Origin of the sequence: Metabacillus niabensis (assembly GCF_020524345.1) — a bacterium.
Taxonomy (GTDB): Bacteria; Bacillota; Bacilli; order Bacillales; family Bacillaceae; genus Metabacillus; species Metabacillus niabensis_B.
Genome location: NZ_JAIVLH010000013.1, coordinates 126,731 through 147,679, shown reverse-complemented (window position 1 = coordinate 147,679; position 20,949 = coordinate 126,731). Strand labels below are relative to the sequence as shown.

At 35.4% G+C, this 20,949-nt stretch carries 19 protein-coding genes; 5 read left to right on the top strand and 14 right to left on the bottom strand.

The annotated features are described in order from the left end of the window. The first annotated feature begins 381 nt into the window (after positions 1-381). The gene (locus LC095_RS15465; protein ID WP_226529002.1) at positions 382-1,248 is read left to right on the top strand and encodes an endonuclease/exonuclease/phosphatase family protein; all 867 of its coding nucleotides are present in this window, start codon (positions 382-384) and stop codon (positions 1,246-1,248) included. Continuing rightward, complete coding sequence (locus LC095_RS15460; RefSeq protein ID WP_226529001.1) at positions 1,248-2,219, top strand: metallophosphoesterase; 972 nt, start codon at positions 1,248-1,250, stop codon at positions 2,217-2,219. Before LC095_RS15465 ends, LC095_RS15460 begins: the two co-directional genes overlap by 1 nt. 116 nt (positions 2,220-2,335) lie before the next feature. Here LC095_RS15460 and LC095_RS15455 read toward each other — a convergent pair whose 3' ends face one another. From LC095_RS15455 to LC095_RS15410, 10 genes are all read right to left on the bottom strand, one after another. Next, positions 2,336-3,061: a GntR family transcriptional regulator gene (locus LC095_RS15455; RefSeq protein WP_226529000.1), complete on the bottom strand. Its 726-nt coding sequence runs from the start codon at positions 3,059-3,061 to the stop codon at positions 2,336-2,338. A gap of 59 nt (positions 3,062-3,120) precedes the next feature. Continuing rightward, positions 3,121-3,945 (bottom strand): PfkB family carbohydrate kinase, encoded by an 825-nt coding sequence (locus LC095_RS15450; RefSeq protein ID WP_226528999.1) that lies wholly within the window; start codon positions 3,943-3,945, stop codon positions 3,121-3,123. 6 nt (positions 3,946-3,951) lie between these two features. Then, entirely contained in the window at positions 3,952-4,842 is an 891-nt protein-coding gene (locus LC095_RS15445; protein WP_226528998.1) for a carbohydrate ABC transporter permease, read from the bottom strand. 5 nt (positions 4,843-4,847) lie between these two features. Beyond that, positions 4,848-5,732 carry a carbohydrate ABC transporter permease gene (locus LC095_RS15440; RefSeq protein WP_226528997.1) on the bottom strand — a complete coding sequence of 295 codons (885 nt, stop codon included), beginning with the start codon at positions 5,730-5,732 and terminating at the stop codon, positions 4,848-4,850. A 73-nt stretch (positions 5,733-5,805) separates the two neighbouring features. Next, positions 5,806-7,089, bottom strand: a complete 1,284-nt coding sequence (locus LC095_RS15435) for an ABC transporter substrate-binding protein (protein ID WP_226528996.1) — start codon at positions 7,087-7,089, stop codon at positions 5,806-5,808. A 35-nt stretch (positions 7,090-7,124) separates the two neighbouring features. Beyond that, on the bottom strand, positions 7,125-8,099 hold the full coding sequence (locus tag LC095_RS15430) for an SIS domain-containing protein (protein ID WP_226528995.1): 975 nt from the start codon (positions 8,097-8,099) through the stop codon (positions 7,125-7,127). Between the two features lie 448 nt (positions 8,100-8,547). Further along, positions 8,548-9,306, bottom strand: coding sequence for a CPBP family intramembrane glutamic endopeptidase (locus LC095_RS15425; RefSeq protein ID WP_226528994.1), 759 nt, complete (start codon positions 9,304-9,306; stop codon positions 8,548-8,550). 245 nt (positions 9,307-9,551) lie between these two features. Next, positions 9,552-10,199 (bottom strand): vWA domain-containing protein, encoded by a 648-nt coding sequence (locus tag LC095_RS15420; RefSeq protein ID WP_226528993.1) that lies wholly within the window; start codon positions 10,197-10,199, stop codon positions 9,552-9,554. Between the two features lie 85 nt (positions 10,200-10,284). Then, entirely contained in the window at positions 10,285-11,280 is a 996-nt protein-coding gene (locus LC095_RS15415; protein WP_226528992.1) for a macro domain-containing protein, read from the bottom strand. Positions 11,281-11,480: 200 nt separating this feature from the next. Further along, positions 11,481-11,645: a hypothetical protein gene (locus LC095_RS15410; protein WP_226528991.1), complete on the bottom strand. Its 165-nt coding sequence runs from the start codon at positions 11,643-11,645 to the stop codon at positions 11,481-11,483. A gap of 291 nt (positions 11,646-11,936) precedes the next feature. On the opposite strand from LC095_RS15410, the gene LC095_RS15405 reads away from it, so the two are divergent. Beyond that, positions 11,937-13,211 (top strand): erythromycin esterase family protein, encoded by a 1,275-nt coding sequence (locus tag LC095_RS15405; protein ID WP_226528990.1) that lies wholly within the window; start codon positions 11,937-11,939, stop codon positions 13,209-13,211. A gap of 848 nt (positions 13,212-14,059) precedes the next feature. Then, on the top strand, positions 14,060-14,704 hold the full coding sequence (locus tag LC095_RS15400) for a ThuA domain-containing protein (RefSeq protein WP_226528989.1): 645 nt from the start codon (positions 14,060-14,062) through the stop codon (positions 14,702-14,704). A gap of 363 nt (positions 14,705-15,067) precedes the next feature. On the opposite strand, the gene LC095_RS15395 is transcribed toward LC095_RS15400, so the two are convergent. Next, complete coding sequence (locus LC095_RS15395) at positions 15,068-15,802, bottom strand: polysaccharide deacetylase family protein (RefSeq protein ID WP_226528988.1); 735 nt, start codon at positions 15,800-15,802, stop codon at positions 15,068-15,070. 299 nt (positions 15,803-16,101) lie between these two features. On the opposite strand from LC095_RS15395, the gene LC095_RS15390 reads away from it, so the two are divergent. Next, entirely contained in the window at positions 16,102-17,034 is a 933-nt protein-coding gene (locus LC095_RS15390) for an alpha/beta fold hydrolase (protein WP_226528987.1), read from the top strand. A 975-nt stretch (positions 17,035-18,009) separates the two neighbouring features. On the opposite strand, the gene LC095_RS15385 is transcribed toward LC095_RS15390, so the two are convergent. The 3 genes from LC095_RS15385 to LC095_RS15375 all read right to left on the bottom strand — a co-directional run bounded on the left by LC095_RS15385 (position 18,010) and on the right by LC095_RS15375 (position 20,923). Further along, a complete protein-coding gene (locus LC095_RS15385; protein WP_226528986.1) occupies positions 18,010-19,293 on the bottom strand; it encodes a TRAP transporter large permease in 1,284 nt (427 codons plus the stop codon). Between the two features lies 1 nt (position 19,294). After that, positions 19,295-19,777: a TRAP transporter small permease gene (locus LC095_RS15380; RefSeq protein WP_226528985.1), complete on the bottom strand. Its 483-nt coding sequence runs from the start codon at positions 19,775-19,777 to the stop codon at positions 19,295-19,297. A 108-nt stretch (positions 19,778-19,885) separates the two neighbouring features. Beyond that, positions 19,886-20,923 (bottom strand): C4-dicarboxylate TRAP transporter substrate-binding protein, encoded by a 1,038-nt coding sequence (locus tag LC095_RS15375; RefSeq protein WP_226528984.1) that lies wholly within the window; start codon positions 20,921-20,923, stop codon positions 19,886-19,888. Positions 20,924-20,949: the final 26 nt, after the last annotated feature.

Sequence of the window (20,949 nt, the reverse complement as noted above, 5' to 3'; positions counted from 1 at the left end):
GACCATGAAACCTTTTGAACTCCGAATTTCCCTTCTATGGAAGCTCCTTTTCTATGAACTACTCAGTTTTTGATACTAAGTAAAATTCTACAAGAATTCTTATAGCTTATTTTAGATACACTCATCTCTTTGTTGGCATTCCTTACATTTTTTAATATATGTTTATAACCTCCCTTATGTTTACTTCTATGTTAAAGCTTGTCCCAATTGCAGGTTTTGTCATAGTAACTCCTTCCCTTAGGAATATATACACAGGCAATACGGCTTGCCTTAACAAACATGTAATAGAAGCTACATTCTGTTTTTACGTTAAATCAACAAAGGCTTTAATTTCATCTGTTAGCATCAAATGGTAATCAAAGTTTATTAAGGAGGTAATGAATGGTGGTTGGATTAAATCGGATAACAAGTAGGAAATGGAATTTACTCATTGTATTTGCGGTGCTTTTGCTAGTTTTAGGATTTAGCAATAATACCTTTGCCGATGGACATGGTAAACCAGTAAACATTAACGTGATGTCCTTTAATATTCATCACGCTGTAGGAGAAGACGATGTTCTAGACTTAGAACGAATTGCAAAAATCATCGAAGGATCCAATACAGATATCGTTGGTTTGCAAGAGGTGGACAACCATTGGTCAAGCCGCAGTGATTTTCAAGACCAGGCAAAATTACTGGCTGAACGTCTTGGCATGTTTTACACCTATGCAGCAAACCTTGACTATGAACCTTTACATGATGGAGACGAGCGTCGTCAATATGGCACCGCTATTTTAAGTAAATATCCAATACTATCATCTGAAAATCATTGCTTAACAAAAATCGGAAACACGGAACAACGCGGTTTATTAGAAGTAACCATCAATGTGAAGGGTAACCATTTACATATTTATAATACCCACTTGGCATTAACGTCTACTGAGCGCGAAATTCAAATCAATGAAGTTGTAGAAATTGCAAACCAATCAGAAGGACCAAAAGTGATCTTAGGAGATTTAAATGCGACTCCAGAAAGCATTGAAATGAAATCCATGTATGCTCATTATCTTGATGTTTTTGCAGATCAGCCGACTGCTTATACTTATTCTGCTGAAAATCCTACAAAGCGTATCGATTATATCTTTACATCAAATGACATTGAAACAGTGAATACCGAAGTGATTCAAAGTTTGGCTTCAGACCATCTTCCAATCACAGCTGAAATCGTATTGGACCGTGAGCAGCCATATTTGAATGGAAAGAAATAATGATTATTGGTGAAAAAGAAAGGAGCATATTTATGTTGAATGAGCAAAAAGAAAGAACAGGTCTTGGAACCAAAATGAAATACCTAACGGCGACAGCCGTACTTGGGATGGCCCTTTCAGGTGCTACATCCGTATTTGCTAAAAGCGAAGAAAAGCCAAAACTTGAATTTGGGATTGTTCCGGATGCCCAGTATTGTGACTGCGAAATAAATGGTACGCGCTACTATACGAATTCATTGGACAAGCTGATGGAAGCCGCTCAAACATTTAACAGTCAAGAGGTCGATTTCACTGTTCAAACGGGTGATTTAATCGACAGAAACCTTTCCAGCTTTTCAAGTATTCTACCAATCTACAACACTATCGAAGGCCCGAAGTATCATGTCCTTGGCAACCATGACTTCCCTGTGACAACCGATGAAGTGGTTGACATACTCGGCATGAAGAACCAATATTATGACTTCAAATTCAAAAACTGGCGCTTTGTTGTGCTTGATACCAATGATCTAAGCCTTTACGCGAACCCGGTAGATTCAGAAAAATACCAACAAGCCCAAGATATGTACAATTCGTTAAAGGCTACTAATGAAATCAATGCTCAAACATGGAATGGCGGGGTCAGCGAGGAACAGTTAACATGGCTTCGCGGAGTCCTGGAAAAAGCGTCACAAAGACAAGAAAAAGTAGTGGTATTGTCCCACATGCCTGTGTACCCTGAAAATAACCACAATGTTTGGAATGATGAAGCAGTCATCGCAGAACTAGAAGCAGCCGGAAATGTTGTTGCTTATTTCAACGGACATAATCACGCAGGCAATTATGGAGTGAAAAACGGAATTCACTATGTAAACCTCAAAGGAATGGTTGAAACCGATGACACAAACTCCTACTCAATCGTTCGCGTATACAAGGATCGATTGGAAGTCGATGGTTTTGGACGTGAAATAGATCGGATGTTAAAAATACAATAGTAAAACAGAGGGACGGTTCTTTTGCTTCGTGATTGAAAACAAAAGAACCGTCCCTACTTCTACGTCTTACCCTGCCAAAAATAGAGGGACGATGTACCTGTCCCCGTGTCCCACATTCAGTAATCCGTCTCCAGTCGTAACTTTACACGGTCTGCGATTAAATGGTAGTTTGAATAATGGACAGGGATTGATTCTTCGTTATAAATAATTTTGTCTACTAAAATGATCGGTGTCATTCGATTGACTTCCAGGTGCTTTTGTACCTCTTCTGTTGGATGTACAAATTCAAGATCTTTACAAACTTTTTTGAACTTTATTCCATACTCGTCGTTTATAATCTTAAAGGTTGAACATTCTGATGTTATTTTATCTTCAATTGAGGGGTAAAGTGCTGTTGGAAAATAGGCATAATCCAAGCTTAAAATCTGGTCATTTCGGTAAACTTTTCTCACCAATTCAATGTACTCATCGAATTTATTGTTAAATTTATGATTAATATGGGGAGTACCCTTTATTTTCACCATTGATATAATGTCTTTTTTAATAAAATCACTCTTTGTCGTCAAGCCTTCGGTGTATCCCTGAAAATGTAAAAGGTGAATTTCTTTACGGACTGTATTCACAAATGTACCTTTTCCCCGAATAATTTTAAGAACACCTTCGTCTACTAATTCTTTGATTGCACGACGAATAGATATTCTGCTTGCCTGAAAAATGTCACATAATTCCGCTTCAGTCGGAATTTGATCACCTTGATTTAACTGATTTGATTCAATATATTGTTTAATACCGGTCATAATTTCTTCATATAAATAATTTTGAATTTGATCGCGGTTACTCATTACGTTCGCTCCTATATGTTTAACGTTACCATTTATTATACATTAACTTTGGATAGCCGTTAAACTTTTTGTATTTCTTTTGGGTAACCGAATCCACCGTATTCTTGGCATGTTTTTTCAGCGGAGCTTGTTCCTTTCGCAATTGCCACTTTTATGTCATCACCACTTATATAAGAAGTTAAAAAGCCTGCGATTAAACTGTCACCAGCACCCATTGTGTCAACCACATTAATTTCCTTTAGCTTCTGCTCATAAATCTCTCCATTTTTGATAAAAATCGCCGGCCTTCCTCCTCTCGTCAATCCAATGATTTCAAATTGAAAAGTACTTACATTTTTTATAAAACGTTTGATCTCTTCCTCTGAAAGCTCAGCAGCTGAGAAAAAAGCATAAGAAATATATGGAGCAATCGATTCAATATAAGATAGGTCCTTCCTATTTGAAAAGTCATACGATATTTTTGATACTTGTGACAATTTAGGTAGTTCACTTTCCATGGAGGAATAGCAGCTCACATGGCTTAAATCAAAGGTTTTTATATAATCCAGCTCTTCTTGTACGAGCTGAATTTTAAATCGATGTTGTACGGTATTTTTAGGACCGCCAACAAATACACGGTCATGATCTTCTGTTAATGTCACTTGCGGCTGTCCTGTAATACCCGAAACGTCGCGTGAAAAACGATAATCGATGCCTTCTTGTCTTAGTACATACTTAATATGATCTGCAGGCTCATCGTTCCCAAATATACCAATATATGAAACTTCACAAGCCCCATTTCGTTTGGCGTTTACGGCTACATTGACACAGTTACCGCCGGGATAATAGTTATTTTGATCCAAGTAGCAGTCAACTACGTTATCACCGATTGTTATTAGTTTCATAGTTTATCATCCTTTCACAGATCCTTCTGCAAGACCTCTAACCAAATATTTTTGTAAGAAGATAAGTAGAACAATCATTGGGACTGTTGCAATCACCATACCTGATAACAATACACCCCAGTCTGTCCGAAGAGCATCTCGAAAGACCATTAAACCTGATGGGATCGTTTTTAATTCACTGGAATTAATGAAAACGGTGGCGAATAAGAATTCATTCCAGGCGAAATATGCGGTTAAGATAACAGATGTTACGTCAATAGGTAATGAAATTGGCAAATAAATACGCCAATAAACACCAAATTCTGTACACCCATCCATTAAAGCAGATTCAGATAACTCTTTAGGTACTGTTAAAAAGAAAGCCCGAATCAATATAATGGTTAAAGGTAATCGATAGGCTACATAGGTCAAAATAAGTGCCCAATGTGTATCTAATAAGTTTGTGATTGTTAAGATTTCAAATAAAGGGATTAAGGCAACTTGTGGGTTCATCATTAACCCGCCAAGAATAAATAAGAGTGACGCGTCAACCCATCGATTTTTATATCTGGATATGACGAACGCAGCCATAGATCCTATTATAACAGTTAACACAACCGTTAAAGCGGTTACATAAACACTATTGATAAAATAACTCGAAATCCCTTTCGACCATGCCATAGAATAGTTTTCAAATGTCCATTCTGTTGGTAAAGCCCACACATTACTGTAGATTTCCTGATAACTTTTAAATGATGAGATCAACATCCAAAATAGCGGATAGAGAATGATAACCGCAAAGCTCAGCAAACCGAGCAAGACGATATTTTTGGTGATTCTTAAATGAACTGGGGTTTTCTTTTTATTTGTAGGAAGGGTACTCGGGAATGTTGACTTCTTCAAATTCGTTTTTATCATGTCTTTCAATCCTCCTTCCCTGTTTTCGATACTTTGATTTGTATAAGCGCAAATACAGCAGATAGTAAGAAGATAAGAGTTGCTAGCGTTGATGCATAACCCATGTCATCTTTAATAAAGCCTGTTTGATACATGTGAACCGCTAATGTGATAGAACTATTTCCCGGGCCGCCATTTGTGAGAATATAAGGTTCATTAAATACTAGAATCGATCCTGTCACAGTCACTAATAAGTTAACAAACATCGCTTCTTTTACTTGTGGCACTGTTACACTAAAGAATCTTCGTATTTTTCCAGCACCATCTATCTCTGCAGCTTCATATAAATCCTTTGGAATTTTCTGAATCGCAACGATAAACAACATAGTAATAAGCCCAATACTTTGCCATTGGGACATGGCGATCACACTATAGATGGCCGTTGTTGAATTACCTAACCACGGCTTTGCAAAATGATCTAATCCAACTAGTTCTAGGAAACTATTTAATAACCCAATTTGGGGATTATAGACAAATCCAAATAATAAGGCAATAACAGAGATTGAAATCATAACCGGCATAAAATAAATAACCCGTAAAGCTGGAGCGAAGCGTCTAAAAAATTTATCCTCTAAAATAGCAGCTAGTACTAACGCAAAGAACACTTGCAGTAACACGGAAATGATGGCATATTTGACATTATTGTTTAATGCAATGAAGACTACCTCATCAACAAGTAATTCTTTTATTTTACTGAAACCAACAAACTCTTTCGACTGAGAAAATACACTAAATTCAAAAAAGCTATTATAAAAGTTTTGAATAAGTGGTATGTAAATAAAAAGTCCTAAAAATAAAATGGTAGGTAACATGAATAAGATTGGTGTTATTTTCGCCTTTTTTAGCTTCATTTCAAACCCCCCGCCCTTATTTTGAAGAATTGCCCTAACTTTTTCATATCTTAGTTAGGGCAATTCTCTTTTTTTATTGGTTACGTAATTTAGCAGATGCTTCCTGTACTTTTTTCATAATTTCTTCTGGTGTCGTTTGACCAGTTGCTAATTCTTGACCACCTCGCATGAAAATATCAGCTATTGTTATATCCACTGCATTATCAAACCAAGGGGTCGAATCTGATGCATCCAGAATAAGTTGATAGGCTTCCAGACTTGTTGGATTGGAGGTTTCTTCTGTTACACCGCCTTTAACAGCATTCATCTGACCATCTGCTTTCGTAAATGCTTTAGCCGTTTCCTCTGAAGTCAGAAACTTTAAAAACTCTACGGCTTCAGGCGGAGCATTTTTACTTAACATCCATCCTTCTGGTGCACCAGTAAGTGATTTAGGTCTTCCTTTTCCATCTTCAACTGCCGGGAAATTAAAGAACCCAAACTCCACATCGCCAGCTTCTTCTACATATCCAACCTCTGCAAATTGCATATAAAGAACTGGAACTTCACCAGCAGCAAACATATTTCGAGCTGCTTCATGATCAATAGCCGTTGAAACTTCCCCCATGTAAGTAGTTAACTCTTTAAAGATTTCCAGCCCACGAATATATCCTGGATCTGTATATTCACCTGTCTCGATGTTGTAGTCTTTAAGAAGAACATCATTTTCTATAACTCTATCAAAGATCGTTCCCATGTAATGAGAGATTGCCCAACCATTTGTTAAACCTTCAACAACTGGTGTTTCATAGCCGGCTTCCTTCAGTTGATCTAACGCATTAATAAGGTCTTCATATGACTCTGGTACCGCTATTTGATGTTCTTCAAATATCTGTTTGTTATAAAAGAATGCTTTACCATCAACAGTAAACGGTATTCCATATGTCACATCATCGAACGTAAATCCTGCATATTGGGACTCGATAATATTTCCTGACCATTCTGTATCCTCCGCCATGATATCATTTAGCTCCATAATACGTCCGGAACTTACTAGATTTGCGGCAAATGTATCTGACCATGAGGTGAAAACATCAGGAAGATCATCATTTGAAACAAGTACTCTAATTTTCTCTTTATAAGAATCATTTAAAACAGAATCAACATTAATTTTTACATTAGGATGGAGCTTTTCAAATTCTGCAATTTTCTCATCATAAAATGATTTTCTAGGTTCATTCGGCCACCTATGAAAGAAATCAATCACCACTTGATCACCATTAGATGCTTCGCCATTGCTTTCATTGGAGGAAGAACATGCTGCTAAAAACATAGAGCTAGCTAAAATAATAACTAAAAAGCTTAAAAACTTTCTCATTCATTATTTCCTCCCCGTAACCAATTTTTATTCTATTAATAGTCCATTTTCCACATATATCTTCGTACTGATAATGGGTGTCCAGTGTGTTCAGCTAAACCATCAGCGTATAAGCGTAATACAGGACCTGCTAGAGCTGAACCAAAATACTCTTTAAGATCTTCGTCTACGCCACTGTAATCAAACTCTTTTATGTTAACAACCTCAACTTTGTCGCTGAATTTTGTGACAAAATCAAGTGCGCGTTGATCAAGTGGTGTACTTGGTCCCTCTCCAACTACAACTAAAAATGGTACATCATCATCCGTGACTTCAAATGGTCCATGGAAATATTCACCTGCATGAATAGCATTTGAGTGAATCCAAAGCATTTCCATCAACAAGCAACTTGTGAATGAATAAGCATGATAGATATATGCTCCACTTGCCATTGTGTAAATCACTTTATCACGCTTATATTTCTTTCCAAAAGTGTCAGCTACATCTTTATGCTTTACCTGGTTGCTTTCTATTAACTGACCTAGCTTTGATAATTGTTCTACACCACGGAGATATTTTTCTTCCCCAGTAAGTTGATGAAGCAATTTAAAGAGTAACGTGTAGTACATCCCTATTTCACCATCGATTGCATCCGATCCATCTTTGTAATTGTAATGAATCGTATAGTCTGATTCTTGACACAGAGGAGATTCAACTTCCATTGAAATCGCAACAGTTAAAGCACCTTGTTCTCTAGCATATGTAGCAGCTCCAACGGTTTCCGGCGTTGTACCTGAATGAGATCTTAGTATGACAAGGCTGTTTTCACCTAATGCTTTTGGTGCACGATGTATGAATTCATTTGATGTATAAACAAAGCTTGGCATGTCAGTATCCTTCGTTATAAAATAATCCCCGATCGAAAGCGCTGCCATTGAACCTCCACATGCAACAAAGAAAATGTTTTTAATATCCTTCCCTTCCACAGCCCTGATAACGTTTTCAATTTGTTCTACATGTTCTTTTTTCATACTTTACCTCTCCCCTCAAGTTTTAACTTAGATTGGTAGGAAGTTTTTCGTCCTCACCTATCACTCTAAGATATTATGATGTCATATAACATCATCTATAAGGTTATAGTACATCATATGATGTCATAGGTCAACGGTTTGTTTATCATTTTCTGATAACTAATTTGAAAACCATGGGATGTTCTAAGAAAGCCTACTCTTATTCATAGGGAAAAGCATCTGACTTAAGAGGAGTTATAATGATTGAGGATGAAAAATTCACAAAAAAATACAGCCAAATATAATGGCTGTTATTGTCCAAAAACGAGATCAGATTTATTTCTTTTTTAAAATAAAACACCACAAGTTCGTAGAGTACTTGCCGAGTCCTTTCCTATATTTGTTCACTTTAACTGAAAATGTTAACATCTTTCTGCCAGAGCTTATTTTTTTAGCTAATATATGTACCCTAAATAATAAATCCGCTGTATACCATTCCAATATTAATGACGATATGAAAAATAATACTTGGATAGATGCTGTTTGTTTTAAGTGTGATTATTGCGTATATGACTCCTGCAATTGAAATCAACAAACTAAGGGGAATAGAAAAACCAATTGCAAGATGGAGAAGTCCAAAACCAACACTTGTAATTAAGACAGCAAACCCTCTCGATGTGTTTTCACTGATAGCCGAAAGCATAACCCCTCTCCAAATAACTTCCTCTAAAACTGCATTTATCAGAGAAAAAAATAGACAAAACCAGAAAAGCGATGCGATATAATCTACATCTTTTTGAACAATAAAATATAAATATACAATTCCATTAACTACTATTCCAATCATCCAAAACCAAAATATATTAATCTTATGAAACGGCAAGATAATCGGATCTTTCCAATCAGGTTTTGAATTATACCAAGACACTTTCTTCTTGTAGAGAAGTAAATGAAATACGATTCCTATTAGAATCACAACAAGCAAAAGACGATTAACAATAATCTTGAATTCCTTTGAAATTGTCAACGCATCAATGAAATGATTAGAAACGATAAATATGACAAAACTAATTAAAAATGATAACAATAGAGAAGTTATAAATCGCTTTTCCTTATTGGTAATAAACAAAAATAGGAATCCAATAAATACAAAAGACGAAAAAACGACTTGATGATAAGAAATAGATATAATACCTATAAAAAACAAAGCCGCAATAACAACTAACATAAACATCCCCCCTTTCAACCTTCATTTTAAATTTTAACATAAATATCCAGTTGGGACAGAGGGACAGGTCAAATGGTCCACCATTTATTTGAAACAGAAATTTTGGTAGACATAAAATGTATTTTTCACTAATTCACTCGGATTAAAAATTCCCCGCTAATTTCCATGCGGGAAATTACTTTCGACTAATATAAATTTATCTCTAATTTATAACAAATGTGGACCTTCTCTTTATTTTAATTCATTTATTGTGAACGACGCTCATAATCGCGCTCAATCCCTTTTTTCCAACTCCGATCAATTTCCTTCCCAGCTCGAAGCTTTATGACAGCTTCGCTTACAGACTCATAATTTAATTTTGTTCCTGAGCTGTCTGCATGATAGTCAACAGCAAAGTCCTCTTCAATTCCAAACTGTGCAGCCGTTGCAATGGCATCAATATTTGCCCCTAGGAAGATAAAGTCCCATCCATCCTTCGCTTTTTGATGTTGTATCATCTTCTTTATTTTGGTGTAGGAATATTCACGACTTGCATTTTTCATTCCATCTGTAGTAATGACGAAAAGCACCTTATCTGCTCGTTGTTCCTTACGGGTGTGTTTTTGTACATTGACGATTTTTTGGATGGAATAGCCGATTGCATCCAGTAATGCAGTTGTTCCAGCTACCTCATAATCCTTTTCACCCAATGAATCAATACCTTTAACATTGATTCGATCATGTAAAATCTCATTATGATGGTTGAATAACACAGTTGTAACAAAAGCTTCTCCTTCAGCCTTTTTTTGCTTGTTTAGCATTGAATTAAAGCCACCAATTGTGTCTGTTTCAAGTCCTGCCATAGACCCGCTTTTGTCTAAAATAAAAACGATTTCTGTTACATTCTTTTTCATCTTTGTCATCCTCCACTTATCAATTATTTATAAATGTAGGATACTAAGATTTCAACATGAATTGGTCGCTTTGAAAGCGACATTTTTAAGCACCTAGTATAGGTTGGTCAAAAGCAAATAGTGCTTCATTTATTTCGTGAATATCATACTTGCCTTGTTGGATAAAAAATTCAATAATTACATCAAATTTCCTACTACGTGACAAGGTATAACCCGCGGCAGACAGTAAATCGTTTGTTTCCGTTTCATTTAGTTTTAACGCAACCGCAAAAGCAATGGCTGTTTTCTTTTTTGGTGTGTAATCCGTTGCTTTTCGTATTTTGGAGAACAAACGACGGTCAACATTTGCTCTTTTATAGGTCTCAACATCTGTCATTCCTCTTTCATCTATCAGTCGAAGCAGACGCTGTGAAAATGTCTCTTCCAGTTCCTCTATCAGATGTGCAAGACTAAAATCCATCTCACTCTGTTTTTCATAGAGATCATCTAGGATAGCCTCAGACTCCATTCCAAAACGGTCATTACAACGACTAAACGTGGCTTCTGCTTCCTCAACAAAATGCTCATCAATATATTCATTGATTGATGTAAATAGCTTTTGACTTAATTTAAATGTAGTTTTATCGAATACAACTAAATATACAAGCATGTCATGGTGCAATAAATACGTACTAATTGTAGAAACTGCAATTTGTAGTGCCTGTTCTTTTGGATACCCATAAATACCTGTCGAAATCATTGGGAATGCAACAGACTCACAGTTATATTTTTCAGCTAGCTCGAGGGAATGCTCATATGACTTCTTCAACAGATGTGATTCTTGATGTGTACCGCCCTTCCAAATAGGTCCTGGTGTATGAATAATATATTTTGCAGGTGTATTAAATCCATCTGTGATGACAGCTTGTCCAACAGCACATTTCCCAATCTCATCACATGCTTTTTTTAATTCGTGAACGCCGGCAGCTTGAAAAATAGCACCACAAACACCTCCACCCATTTTCAATTCTGTATTAGCAGCGTTAACAATTGCATCTACGTTCATCTTTGCAAGGTCATTGCGGACAATTTCCAATGGCATGGGTTTAGTCTCCTTTCTTTAAAGCTTTATTTGAAACACGTTATGAGTATTTGATTTTATATACTTTAAAAATTGGTTCTATATTGAGATAAGTTTAACATGTAAATCTTTTTACCTTCTATGTAAGTCAAAAAACTGTTCAGCGCTGGTACACCAAACAGTCATACAATACAAAAACCTTGTCTTGCCATTATGATCGTTTAGTATCTAGGCAGATTCATATAAGGAAAATAAGGATATTTCACAAGAGTGTCTGGATCATAATCAGGTTTAATAATATATGTAGTATTCTTCGTTAGCTTTGGAGATAAACTTGCGTTACACGAACCATCATAATACATTGGTTTTGCCTGCTCTTTACTCATGTTTTAACCCCTTTTATTTAAATTTCCTTGCCACCTATAAGAGCGAGGACCTATTCTGACCAAATGATAAACTCCTCCCCTATAGATCTATAATACTATCTAAAAATAAGTCATATTTCCTGTATTTCGAGAAAATTTAGTTTATTTATGTTCTATATTCACAACATCTCAATCTTTAAACACTGGGCCTTATTTAAATATAAATAATCCATATTTATACAAAATTTAAAGTTAGTCATGTAACATCTAATTAAGGGATCCAAAGAATTCTTAGAAAAAAGGAGAAAGTTGATGATAAACATGACATTTTTAAAAAGCTGTACTTTGTTCATAGCAGTACTTTCTTTTACTGCTTTTTTATCAGGTTGTGGGAAAGGCGATGCCATAGATAACGCGGATCAATATACTTCAACTGTGGATCAAATGGACATTCCGAATGATGTTGAAGTTATAGGGCTCGGAGAAGCAACACATGGAAATGTTGAATTTCAAGAGTTAAAACAAACGGTCTTTGAAATGTTAATGAAGAAAGAAAGTGTTCGCATTTTTATCTTGGAGGGAGATTTCGGAGGCGGACAGCAGATTAACAACTTTATAGTAAATGGTGAAGGTACGGCTGAGGAAGCTGTCAATACACTTGATTATAGTATTTATAAAACCGAACAAATGATTGATCTAGTTCAATGGATGCATGATTATAACGAAACGGTTAAAGTGGATGAGAAAATTCGTTTTTATGGTAATGATATGCAGCGCTATGACTTCACTAAAAAGGAGCTGCTTGATTATTTTGCAGTTGTAAACAAGGACACTGCAACTAAATATGAAGAACAATTGAAAGATGTTTCCAACGAAACTATGCGGGAATTAACTACTGAACAATTAGAAAAAGTAGATCAGACGATCAATGATATCATACAAGACTTACATTCAAATAAAGCCATTTACTTAGAGCATTCGTCTCCAGAAGACTTTGCGTTTGCCACAGCTAATGCACAAAATATGAAGCAACGTACACAGCTGTTTTTAAATGATAAAGATTACACACATCTTCGCGATCAATATTTAGCTGAAAACTTACAATGGATTATTGAATTTGAAAAAAAACGTGGAAATGAGAAAGTATTCTTCACAGGACATAATGGCCATGTTGAAAAAACGTCTGCCTCACCTGCCGGATATAAATCGATGGGACATTATGTAGATGATGTATTTGGAGAAAAGTATTTTGCAATTGGTACTGACTTTATAAACAGCAAATTTCAAACAAAGAACGGAGGTTCTAACGAACGGAAAATTTTCAAGCTAGAGAATCATAATGAGTTAGTTGATGCATTCAGTGACATTGAGCAAAATATCTTTTATGTTGATTTTGAAAAGAGCCGTGAGTCTGATGAATTGTCGACTATCATTTCAAAGAAGCAAAAAATGGCGAATATAGGGGATGAATTTCGTACATGGTATAGGTTTATAAAGATGTTTTATACGATTGATATGATACCTGATCAGGCTTATGACGGTATAATCATAGTAAAGAAAGCAACACCAACTAAAGTGGTCGAGTGAAACTAGATGGAGAAAGCCTTTTATATTCTACCTTAATATATCTATTAAAAAATGAGGTGCGGTTCAAATGATTCATTTTATAAACAAGAGAACCGTGCCCCTGTTTTCCTCTGTTTTATCAGTTTCGTGAACGATCATGTTCATCACGTTCTATTTCTTCTTTCCAGCTTCGATCAAATCTTCTTTCACTTCGAAGATTTCTTTCGCCTCACTTCCAATCTCAACAGTCAATTTTGACCCAATAATAAAGTCACAAAATACTTTCAGCATACCCAATGTCGAATTTTATCTCATTATTAGGAATCCTCCTAACATTCCCCATTTCTTTCATCAGTTGACGTTTTACCATTTTTTCATTAGAAATAACAAGGAAAATTTATTCTAAGGGAGAATTATGTATCGGTGTAAGTGTATTCATAATTATAGACATAGGGAGATGGAATAAAATGAAACAGACTGTTTACATAACAGGTGCTGACAGAGGATTAGGACTAGCTTTGACAGAGGTTTTTCTAAAATCTAATTTTAAGCGGATATTTCCTCAGAAGCTGCTAGCTTAACAGATTCTTGGCGAAAAAAAGAATGTGGCATTGTATGTCCAAGTCAGCTTTAAACATGTAATTAACGATATTACAAAATCAATTAGTGGAAATTGGAGTTAAGGTTTTAGCATTCCATCAAGGATATGTAAGAACGTATATTTTCGGAGAGTTTAAGCCAAAAGCAACGATCGATGCAATAGAATAGGTAACTGGAATTAAAGAGCAAATTTTAAAGGCTCCTGCAATTGAGAACATATGTATTGATTATCAAGGAAATAAATTGAACTGGTAAGGGTGGTATAAACGATGGTGAAAATAGTAGCATTACTAGGAGATTATTGGCATATTGCTGATGATGCAAAGGCTGGATTAGAAGCAGCAATCAAACGATTAGTAAACAAGGAAGTAAATCTTCAATTCATTACGCATGAAGAGGTTTCAAAAGCCCTCGATGAAAAGCCTGACTTATTCATCAATGCTAAAATGGATCAATTAAATCCAAAAGATGAACGCGTGATCACATGGCTAACGGATGAATTGGATAAAAAAATTGTAAATTACGTAGAAGATGGAGGGAATGTCTTAGCATGGCATGCTGGTTCAGCAGGATATGAACCTGAAAGCAACTACATTCAAATGCTACGAGGATATTTTGAGTATCATCCACCAGGACTTCAGGATGTTACCTACATGTTGAAGGAAAATGAAAAAAGTGGAGATAATACTTTTTCCCTTTCCGATGAGCAGTATTTTGTCCAATGTGATGTAGCTAATACAGAAGTAGACCTTTGGAGTACAGGTGTAGATGGCGATTCCATCGCAGGCTGGAAACATTCCTATGGAAAAGGAAAGGTATGCTGTTTGACTCCAGCTCATACGAAAGATGGGATGTTAAATGAAAACGTCTCAAGATTGTTAGCAGAAAAAATTAATTGGACGATATCTAAATAAACACTGGATCGGAGGGATAGGTAATTGTCCCTCCGATCCCAATATGTGGTATCCAAACTTATACTTCTTACACAGAATTAATATTGCATCTCGTATATCCTACATAATATATTAAAGGATAATAATAACCTTTTTACTTTTTGAAGAGTTTAATCGTAATTAATCTAAAAGATAGAGGGGGCTGCTGCTAAATTCTTGCAGCTCCTCTACTATTATGAAGAGCAATTTATTTTAGATCTCAGTTAAGAGAAATTGGTAGCGTAAAAAATTAGTTTACATAATATTATTCCTGCTTACTAAAAGACTACACCTTGGTGTACCAAAAAGGCATTATAGAATCTGATGTACAAACCCTTACTCCCTCTACCTCCCTTCAACAACCTTTGCAAACTCATCAAGGGTCGTTGAATTCTTAACATAAAGGCGTGGTAAAAGATAAAGTTCATCTTTATCTCCCTTTTCCGAATATAATTCAGGAGTTGTTGTGAGTCCAAACGAATAATACTTTTTGGTTTCTGCAATAACCTTGTCGTTTGTATTGCCGTATGGATATGAAAGTGCAATGACAGGTTCTTCTGTTATTTTTTGAATCTTATCTTTAGATCCTTTTAGCTCTTCTTCAAATCCATTTATTTTCGTCAAATCTGGATGTGTTGCCGTATGAGATTGAATGGAGAAGATACCTGAATCGACCATCATTTTTATTTCCGATTTCGATAATCGGTTTGAACGACCAATAAAATCAGAAATAACAAAAATCGTTCCCATTGGTTTAAATTGTTCATTTGTTAGATTTTGAAGGATTTTAAATGCATGTAAATTATTTTTGTATCCGTCATCAAAGGTAATAAAAATAGGTTTTTTCACTTTCTCAATGTCTTTCCACCTATCAAACGTTAGTAAAGTAAAGCCGTGATCTCTTAGATAAATCATTTGTTTCTCAAAGTTTTGCGGGGTTACATATAATTCTTTTGAACCAAGTCCTTTAAATTCATCGATTGAATGGTAAACTAATATAGGGACTTTCCGCTGTGCAGTAGTTTGTGTTGGTAGCATTAAGATTACACAGCTAATAAACAACATGATCATTGTTTTCATAGAAAAACACCTCACTTTATCAAAACTTTGTTTTCTCTATATTTTTTCTTTGTAATACGAGAGATATACAATGGATGTTTTTATAAATATCATTTTAAACAATTACAATAATTGACAGCGCTTCCATTTCGAATTATACTTACCTTTAAGTTAATAAATTTGTGAAGAGAACTTGGAGACACACTAGATTACTATCTTAAGATTTATTTAGTATGTCTTTTTTTGTTTTCTTATAAAGGCACTACTATGGGATATTCATCTTAAAAATCTATGATTATAACAAAAACTGGAGGTATTTTATGTCTTTTCAAGAACTGAGTTTCGAATCATTTACTCAACAGGATTCCATTAAGGCTTGGATTTACACTCCTATTCGTAAACCTAAAGGAATTGTTCAGCTAGTACATGGTTTTGGTGAACATTCACGTCGTTATTTGCACATGATATTGAAGCTGAATGAAGCTGGCTTTGTGGTCGCAGCCGACGATCATGTCGGACATGGAAAGACGGCCTCAGATTCAGGAAACTGGAGTAATTGGGGAGATAAAGGATATATGACAATGGCAGAAGATGAGCATACTCTTCGTAAGATTGTACAGGAAAAGTATCCTCATTTACCCTACTTCATGTTTGGGCATAGTATGGGCTCAATGATTGCTAGAGGTTGTGTGGCAAAATATGGAGAAGGAATTGATGGATTGGTTTTATGCGGTACTTCAGGTGTTTTTCCAAAAGCTGGTGAAATGGTTCCTGCACTGAAAAAGCTTATTGACGAAGGTAAAGGAGATGAAATTAATCCTGATTTACTAGGAGAATTTTTAGGTTGGATGACAGAACGGATTGACAATCCTTCTACACCAAATGATTGGATTGCTGGCGACCCTGACATAGTTGCTGACCATGCAAATGATCCATTTAATAACTTCACATCACCTCCTAATATCCGATCATTGTACTATTTTGCTATGATGATGGAAACAATTGTTGGGACACAATGGGCTGAAAAAGTTCCAGTGTCTGTTCCCGTTTACAACATTGCCGGAGATCAGGACCCTGTAGGACTTTATGGAGAAGGTGTTAATGCAGTATCTAGTTGGTTAGAAGCAACAGGACATCAAGTAAAAACAAAAATATATTCAGGCTATCGACATGAAATCCATAACTACAGAGATATTCGAGATGAAGTCGAGGATGGAATCATAGAATTTTTAAATAGTATTGTTCATAAATAGCGAATGCATCAGGTTCGTTGTCCCTGCTCCAGAGTAAAAAAAGGGACAACGATCCTAGAACCACTTCCTTTAAACTCTTCGATTGATTGGTAAATTAAAATCGGGACTTTTCGTTGTGCATAAGATTGAGATGGAAGCATAATGATGAGAAAACATAGTAGAAATATTGTAATAGCTTTCACAGATTTCCTCACTTTACATTGTTATTTTTCCAGTTATTGTTCCTCAATAATTCTTCATTATTACTTCATCATGTTCTACGAATCCTCTATCTACAATGAGAGTTTGTTATTCCTCTTCATCAACAAAATTACAATTATTAAATAAACTTTTGTTATTTCCATTTTTATAATTATTAAACTAACTATCTCATTAACTGTCCGTCATTAACCTCTATTATTTCACCGGTTTTGTTAATGTGCTTACTCCACCTTTGATGCTGAATATGCAATACTATCTGCGCCCCTTCATTTTTGCCACGATCGAAGTAGTAATAATAATTCGGCCTTCCCTTGCTTTTTGTTACGAGATAGACAGATTTTAAATTCACATCAATAATTTGATCCCATAACTCTTCATCTATATCATCTAATCTAGATCTTTTAAATAATGCACCGCATTATTTATTAAACAATAGCATCTGCTTCGTTTTCAAAAAATGCTATAGCCGTAGATCTTACGATACCTGTGCTGCTTCCAGTAATCCATACAACTTGACCTTTAAATGAATCTATATAATCACCCTTTTTATCTATATTTAGTATATTTTCGCATTCCAGTTAAGCTTAAGAATTAGTTCGTTCCATTTCGCTCCAGACACAAGATTCGCCCGGGGAGGAGCTGAGCCTCCTCAGCTTCGCCTGCGGGTTCTCAGCCTTTCCTCTATTTCCAGCAGGAGTCAAGTGTCTTACGCTTCATTCCACTATTTTTAATAATATAGTATTCAAAGGCGCAACAATCTTTAGAAAACATGCTTTATTTAAATGTAGTTGGTAACCAAAGAGAAATACTTGGAACAAATGCAATTAGTAATGCTGCGATGATTAAGATAATTAAGAACGGTATACTACTTTTGATAAAGTCTTCAATTTTTGTACCTGTAATTGAACAGGTCGTGAACATGATCGTACCAAGTGGTGGCGTCATTGTTCCTATACTAATACATATGATAAAGAAAATACCAAAATGCACTGGATCAATTCCATATTGCGCAAGCATTGGCATGAATAACGGGGTTAGGATAATAATTGATACATTTCCTTCGATAAACATCCCCACTATTAATAGAAAAACAATAACAACTATGAAAAACAGAATAGGTGATGATACATTTGTGACCATAAACTCTGTCATTTTTTGTGGTACTTGTTCCAACGTTAAGACCCAAGCAAAAGCAGAGCCCGCAGCAATAATGATGATAATCGAAGCTGACGTGTAAACCGTCTCAACAAGTGCACGTACTAGTTGTTTTAATTTCATTTCACGATAGATCACTAAACCTAGGAATAACGCATAGAATACAGCAATTGCTCCTGCCTCTGTTGCACTGAAAACCCCTAAACGAATTCCACCAATAATAATAACTGGTAACAATAGGGCAAAAAAAGCATCTTTAAAAGATAGTAATAGGTCTTTCGCTGTAAAACGTTCTTTATTGTCTGTTTCAAGATTATGTTTTTTTGAATAAAAATGAACATAGATCATGAAAATGATACATAAAACAATTCCTGGTAAAACTCCTGCTAGAAATAAGGAACCAATTGAAATATTACCAACATACCCATACATGATTAAAGCAATTCCTGGTGGGATAATTGGTGTAATTAAGGAGGTTGCGGCTGTTAATACCGTTGCAAATGAACGACTATATCCTTTTTTCTCCATTTCAGGAACTAAAACCTTCGATTGCATGGCAGCATCTGCTATATTTGAGCCGGATAATCCACCCATAAGCGTACTTAACACGACATTTACCTGTGCTAATGAACCTGGTAACCGACTCGTTAAAATTAGAGCAAATCTTAACATTCTAGATGTAATTCCGGTGTAATTCATTAAAATACCTGCAGTAATAAAGAAAATAATCGCTAAAAGAGGAACAGATTCAATCCCCCCGACCATACGTTGAATCAAAATAGAACTTGAAAAATTATCAATGAAAAAAAAATACACTGCGGTACTCATGATTAATGCAAAAGCTATTGGTACGTTTAGTAAGAACAAAATTAGAAGAACAGATAGTACGACAGCTAAAGCCACTTTATTCTCCCCCTTCTTTTTTCAGCTCTGATTTTAGATTTCGAATGAGTAATCGGGTAAAATGAATAGCTGTTAGAACCCCCCCAATTGGTACAGCAATATCAATATATTGGTAGCTTATTGCTAAAATTGGTGTGACTTTACTTTGTGCTTGTGCTGTTAAACTGCTTCCAAGATAGATTAATACATAGAAAAGGGCTGTATAAATGGCGAGGGCCCTAATAATGATGGCGGTAATTTTTAGAGGACGTGGCATTTTATTGACAAAATAATTGACACCGATGTGGTTATCACGTTTCATGGCCGAGCTCATTCCAACAAAAACGAGCCAAATAAATAATCCGACTGAAATTTCTTCAGCCCATGCAACAGGACTATTTAACACAAACCGTAAAAAAACATTTATTACAGTAAGAGAGATAATAACAGCTAGTGCGAGTGTTGATATAATATCATCAATGGGATCAAATATTTTTTTTATCATAACTTTCCCCTTTTACCGAACAATTTTAGCTTTCTCATAAACTAGTCATATGATTTAAGAAAGTAGGATTTCCTTCATAAGAAAATCCCACTCATTTCTACTATAATATTATTGTTTATTTTCTAGTAACGTTTGGATTTTATTATATAACCCTGGAGTCCAATCTGGGAACGCTTCATACACGCTACCTACTTTTGCTTTAAAAGGTGCGATATCTACTTCATGAACTTCTACACCCTCGTTTTTAAATTCGTCTAATACTTTATCTGTTTGTTCTTCTAATACAGTACGTCCGTATTCAGCTGCTTCATTACCTGTTTCTTTTAAGATTTCTACTACATCAGCAGGTAATGATTCGATAAAACCAGTTCCTGCAATCCAAGATGTAATGAATTTTTGGTGACCAGTTAACGTTAAGTGTTTCGAGATTTCTTGTGCTTTTACACCTTGTAAAACTGGAAGTGGGTTTTCTGCACCATCAATTAATCCTTGTTGTAATGAAGTATATAAATCTCCAAGTGGAGTTGGTGTAGCCGTTGCACCTAGAGCTTCAAATGTTTTAATTGACATTTGGTTGTTAGGTACACGGATCTTTAACCCAGCTAACTCCTCAGGTGTTGTTACTTTTTCATTTGTCATTAAATGACGAATACCATATGCTGTGTTACCGTTTACAATTTCAATATCTTGTTCTCTTAATTTATCTGTTAAATCTGCATACCAATCAGTAGTTGTTAAGTATACTAATTCATCTAAATTTTCTGTTAAGTATGGAGCTGTAAGAATCCCTGCATCTGGGACATAATCCATTAAAAAGTCATAACCAGCCATAACAATAACGTTATTCCCCATTTTTGCCTGTTCTACAACATCCTTTTCAGCGCCTAATTGTGAACTTGGATAAAGATTTAATACGATTTGTCCATCACTTGCTTCAGCAGCTAGTTCTTTCCATTTATTTGCTTGTTGATCAATAGGCTCTCCTGGTTGATTACCATAAGCCACATTAATTTCAATTTTTTCTTTTTCAGAATCTCCACCACTTGATGAAGAACTACTCGAATCTCCTGAAGTTGAACCTGAAGAACATGCACTTGCCATGATCAATAAAAATACCATTAAAAATGCTACTAATGATTTTTTCATTTTCCATACCCCTTTTCTTTAGACTT

Bases quoted from the DNA above. Each gene is read 5' to 3' on its own strand.
- LC095_RS15400 (WP_226528989.1), top strand. From the start codon at position 14,060: ATGGTGAAAATAGTAGCATTACTAGGAGATTATTGGCATATTGCTGAT.
- LC095_RS15425 (WP_226528994.1), bottom strand. From the start codon at position 9,306: ATGTTAGTTGTTATTGCGGCTTTGTTTTTTATAGGTATTATATCTATT.
- LC095_RS15445 (WP_226528998.1), bottom strand. From the start codon at position 4,842: ATGATAAAAACGAATTTGAAGAAGTCAACATTCCCGAGTACCCTTCCT.
- LC095_RS15455 (WP_226529000.1), bottom strand. From the start codon at position 3,061: ATGAGTAACCGCGATCAAATTCAAAATTATTTATATGAAGAAATTATG.
- LC095_RS15415 (WP_226528992.1), bottom strand. From the start codon at position 11,280: ATGCCATTGGAAATTGTCCGCAATGACCTTGCAAAGATGAACGTAGAT.
- LC095_RS15380 (WP_226528985.1), bottom strand. From the start codon at position 19,777: ATGATAAAAAAAATATTTGATCCCATTGATGATATTATATCAACACTC.
- LC095_RS15435 (WP_226528996.1), bottom strand. From the start codon at position 7,089: ATGAGAAAGTTTTTAAGCTTTTTAGTTATTATTTTAGCTAGCTCTATG.
- LC095_RS15375 (WP_226528984.1), bottom strand. From the start codon at position 20,923: ATGAAAAAATCATTAGTAGCATTTTTAATGGTATTTTTATTGATCATG.
- LC095_RS15440 (WP_226528997.1), bottom strand. From the start codon at position 5,732: ATGAAGCTAAAAAAGGCGAAAATAACACCAATCTTATTCATGTTACCT.
- LC095_RS15460 (WP_226529001.1), top strand. From the start codon at position 1,248: ATGATTATTGGTGAAAAAGAAAGGAGCATATTTATGTTGAATGAGCAA.
- LC095_RS15420 (WP_226528993.1), bottom strand. From the start codon at position 10,199: ATGAAAAAGAATGTAACAGAAATCGTTTTTATTTTAGACAAAAGCGGG.
- LC095_RS15465 (WP_226529002.1), top strand. From the start codon at position 382: ATGGTGGTTGGATTAAATCGGATAACAAGTAGGAAATGGAATTTACTC.
- LC095_RS15395 (WP_226528988.1), bottom strand. From the start codon at position 15,802: ATGAAAACAATGATCATGTTGTTTATTAGCTGTGTAATCTTAATGCTA.
- LC095_RS15405 (WP_226528990.1), top strand. From the start codon at position 11,937: ATGATAAACATGACATTTTTAAAAAGCTGTACTTTGTTCATAGCAGTA.
- LC095_RS15390 (WP_226528987.1), top strand. From the start codon at position 16,102: ATGTCTTTTCAAGAACTGAGTTTCGAATCATTTACTCAACAGGATTCC.
- LC095_RS15450 (WP_226528999.1), bottom strand. From the start codon at position 3,945: ATGAAACTAATAACAATCGGTGATAACGTAGTTGACTGCTACTTGGAT.
- LC095_RS15410 (WP_226528991.1), bottom strand. From the start codon at position 11,645: ATGAGTAAAGAGCAGGCAAAACCAATGTATTATGATGGTTCGTGTAAC.
- LC095_RS15430 (WP_226528995.1), bottom strand. From the start codon at position 8,099: ATGAAAAAAGAACATGTAGAACAAATTGAAAACGTTATCAGGGCTGTG.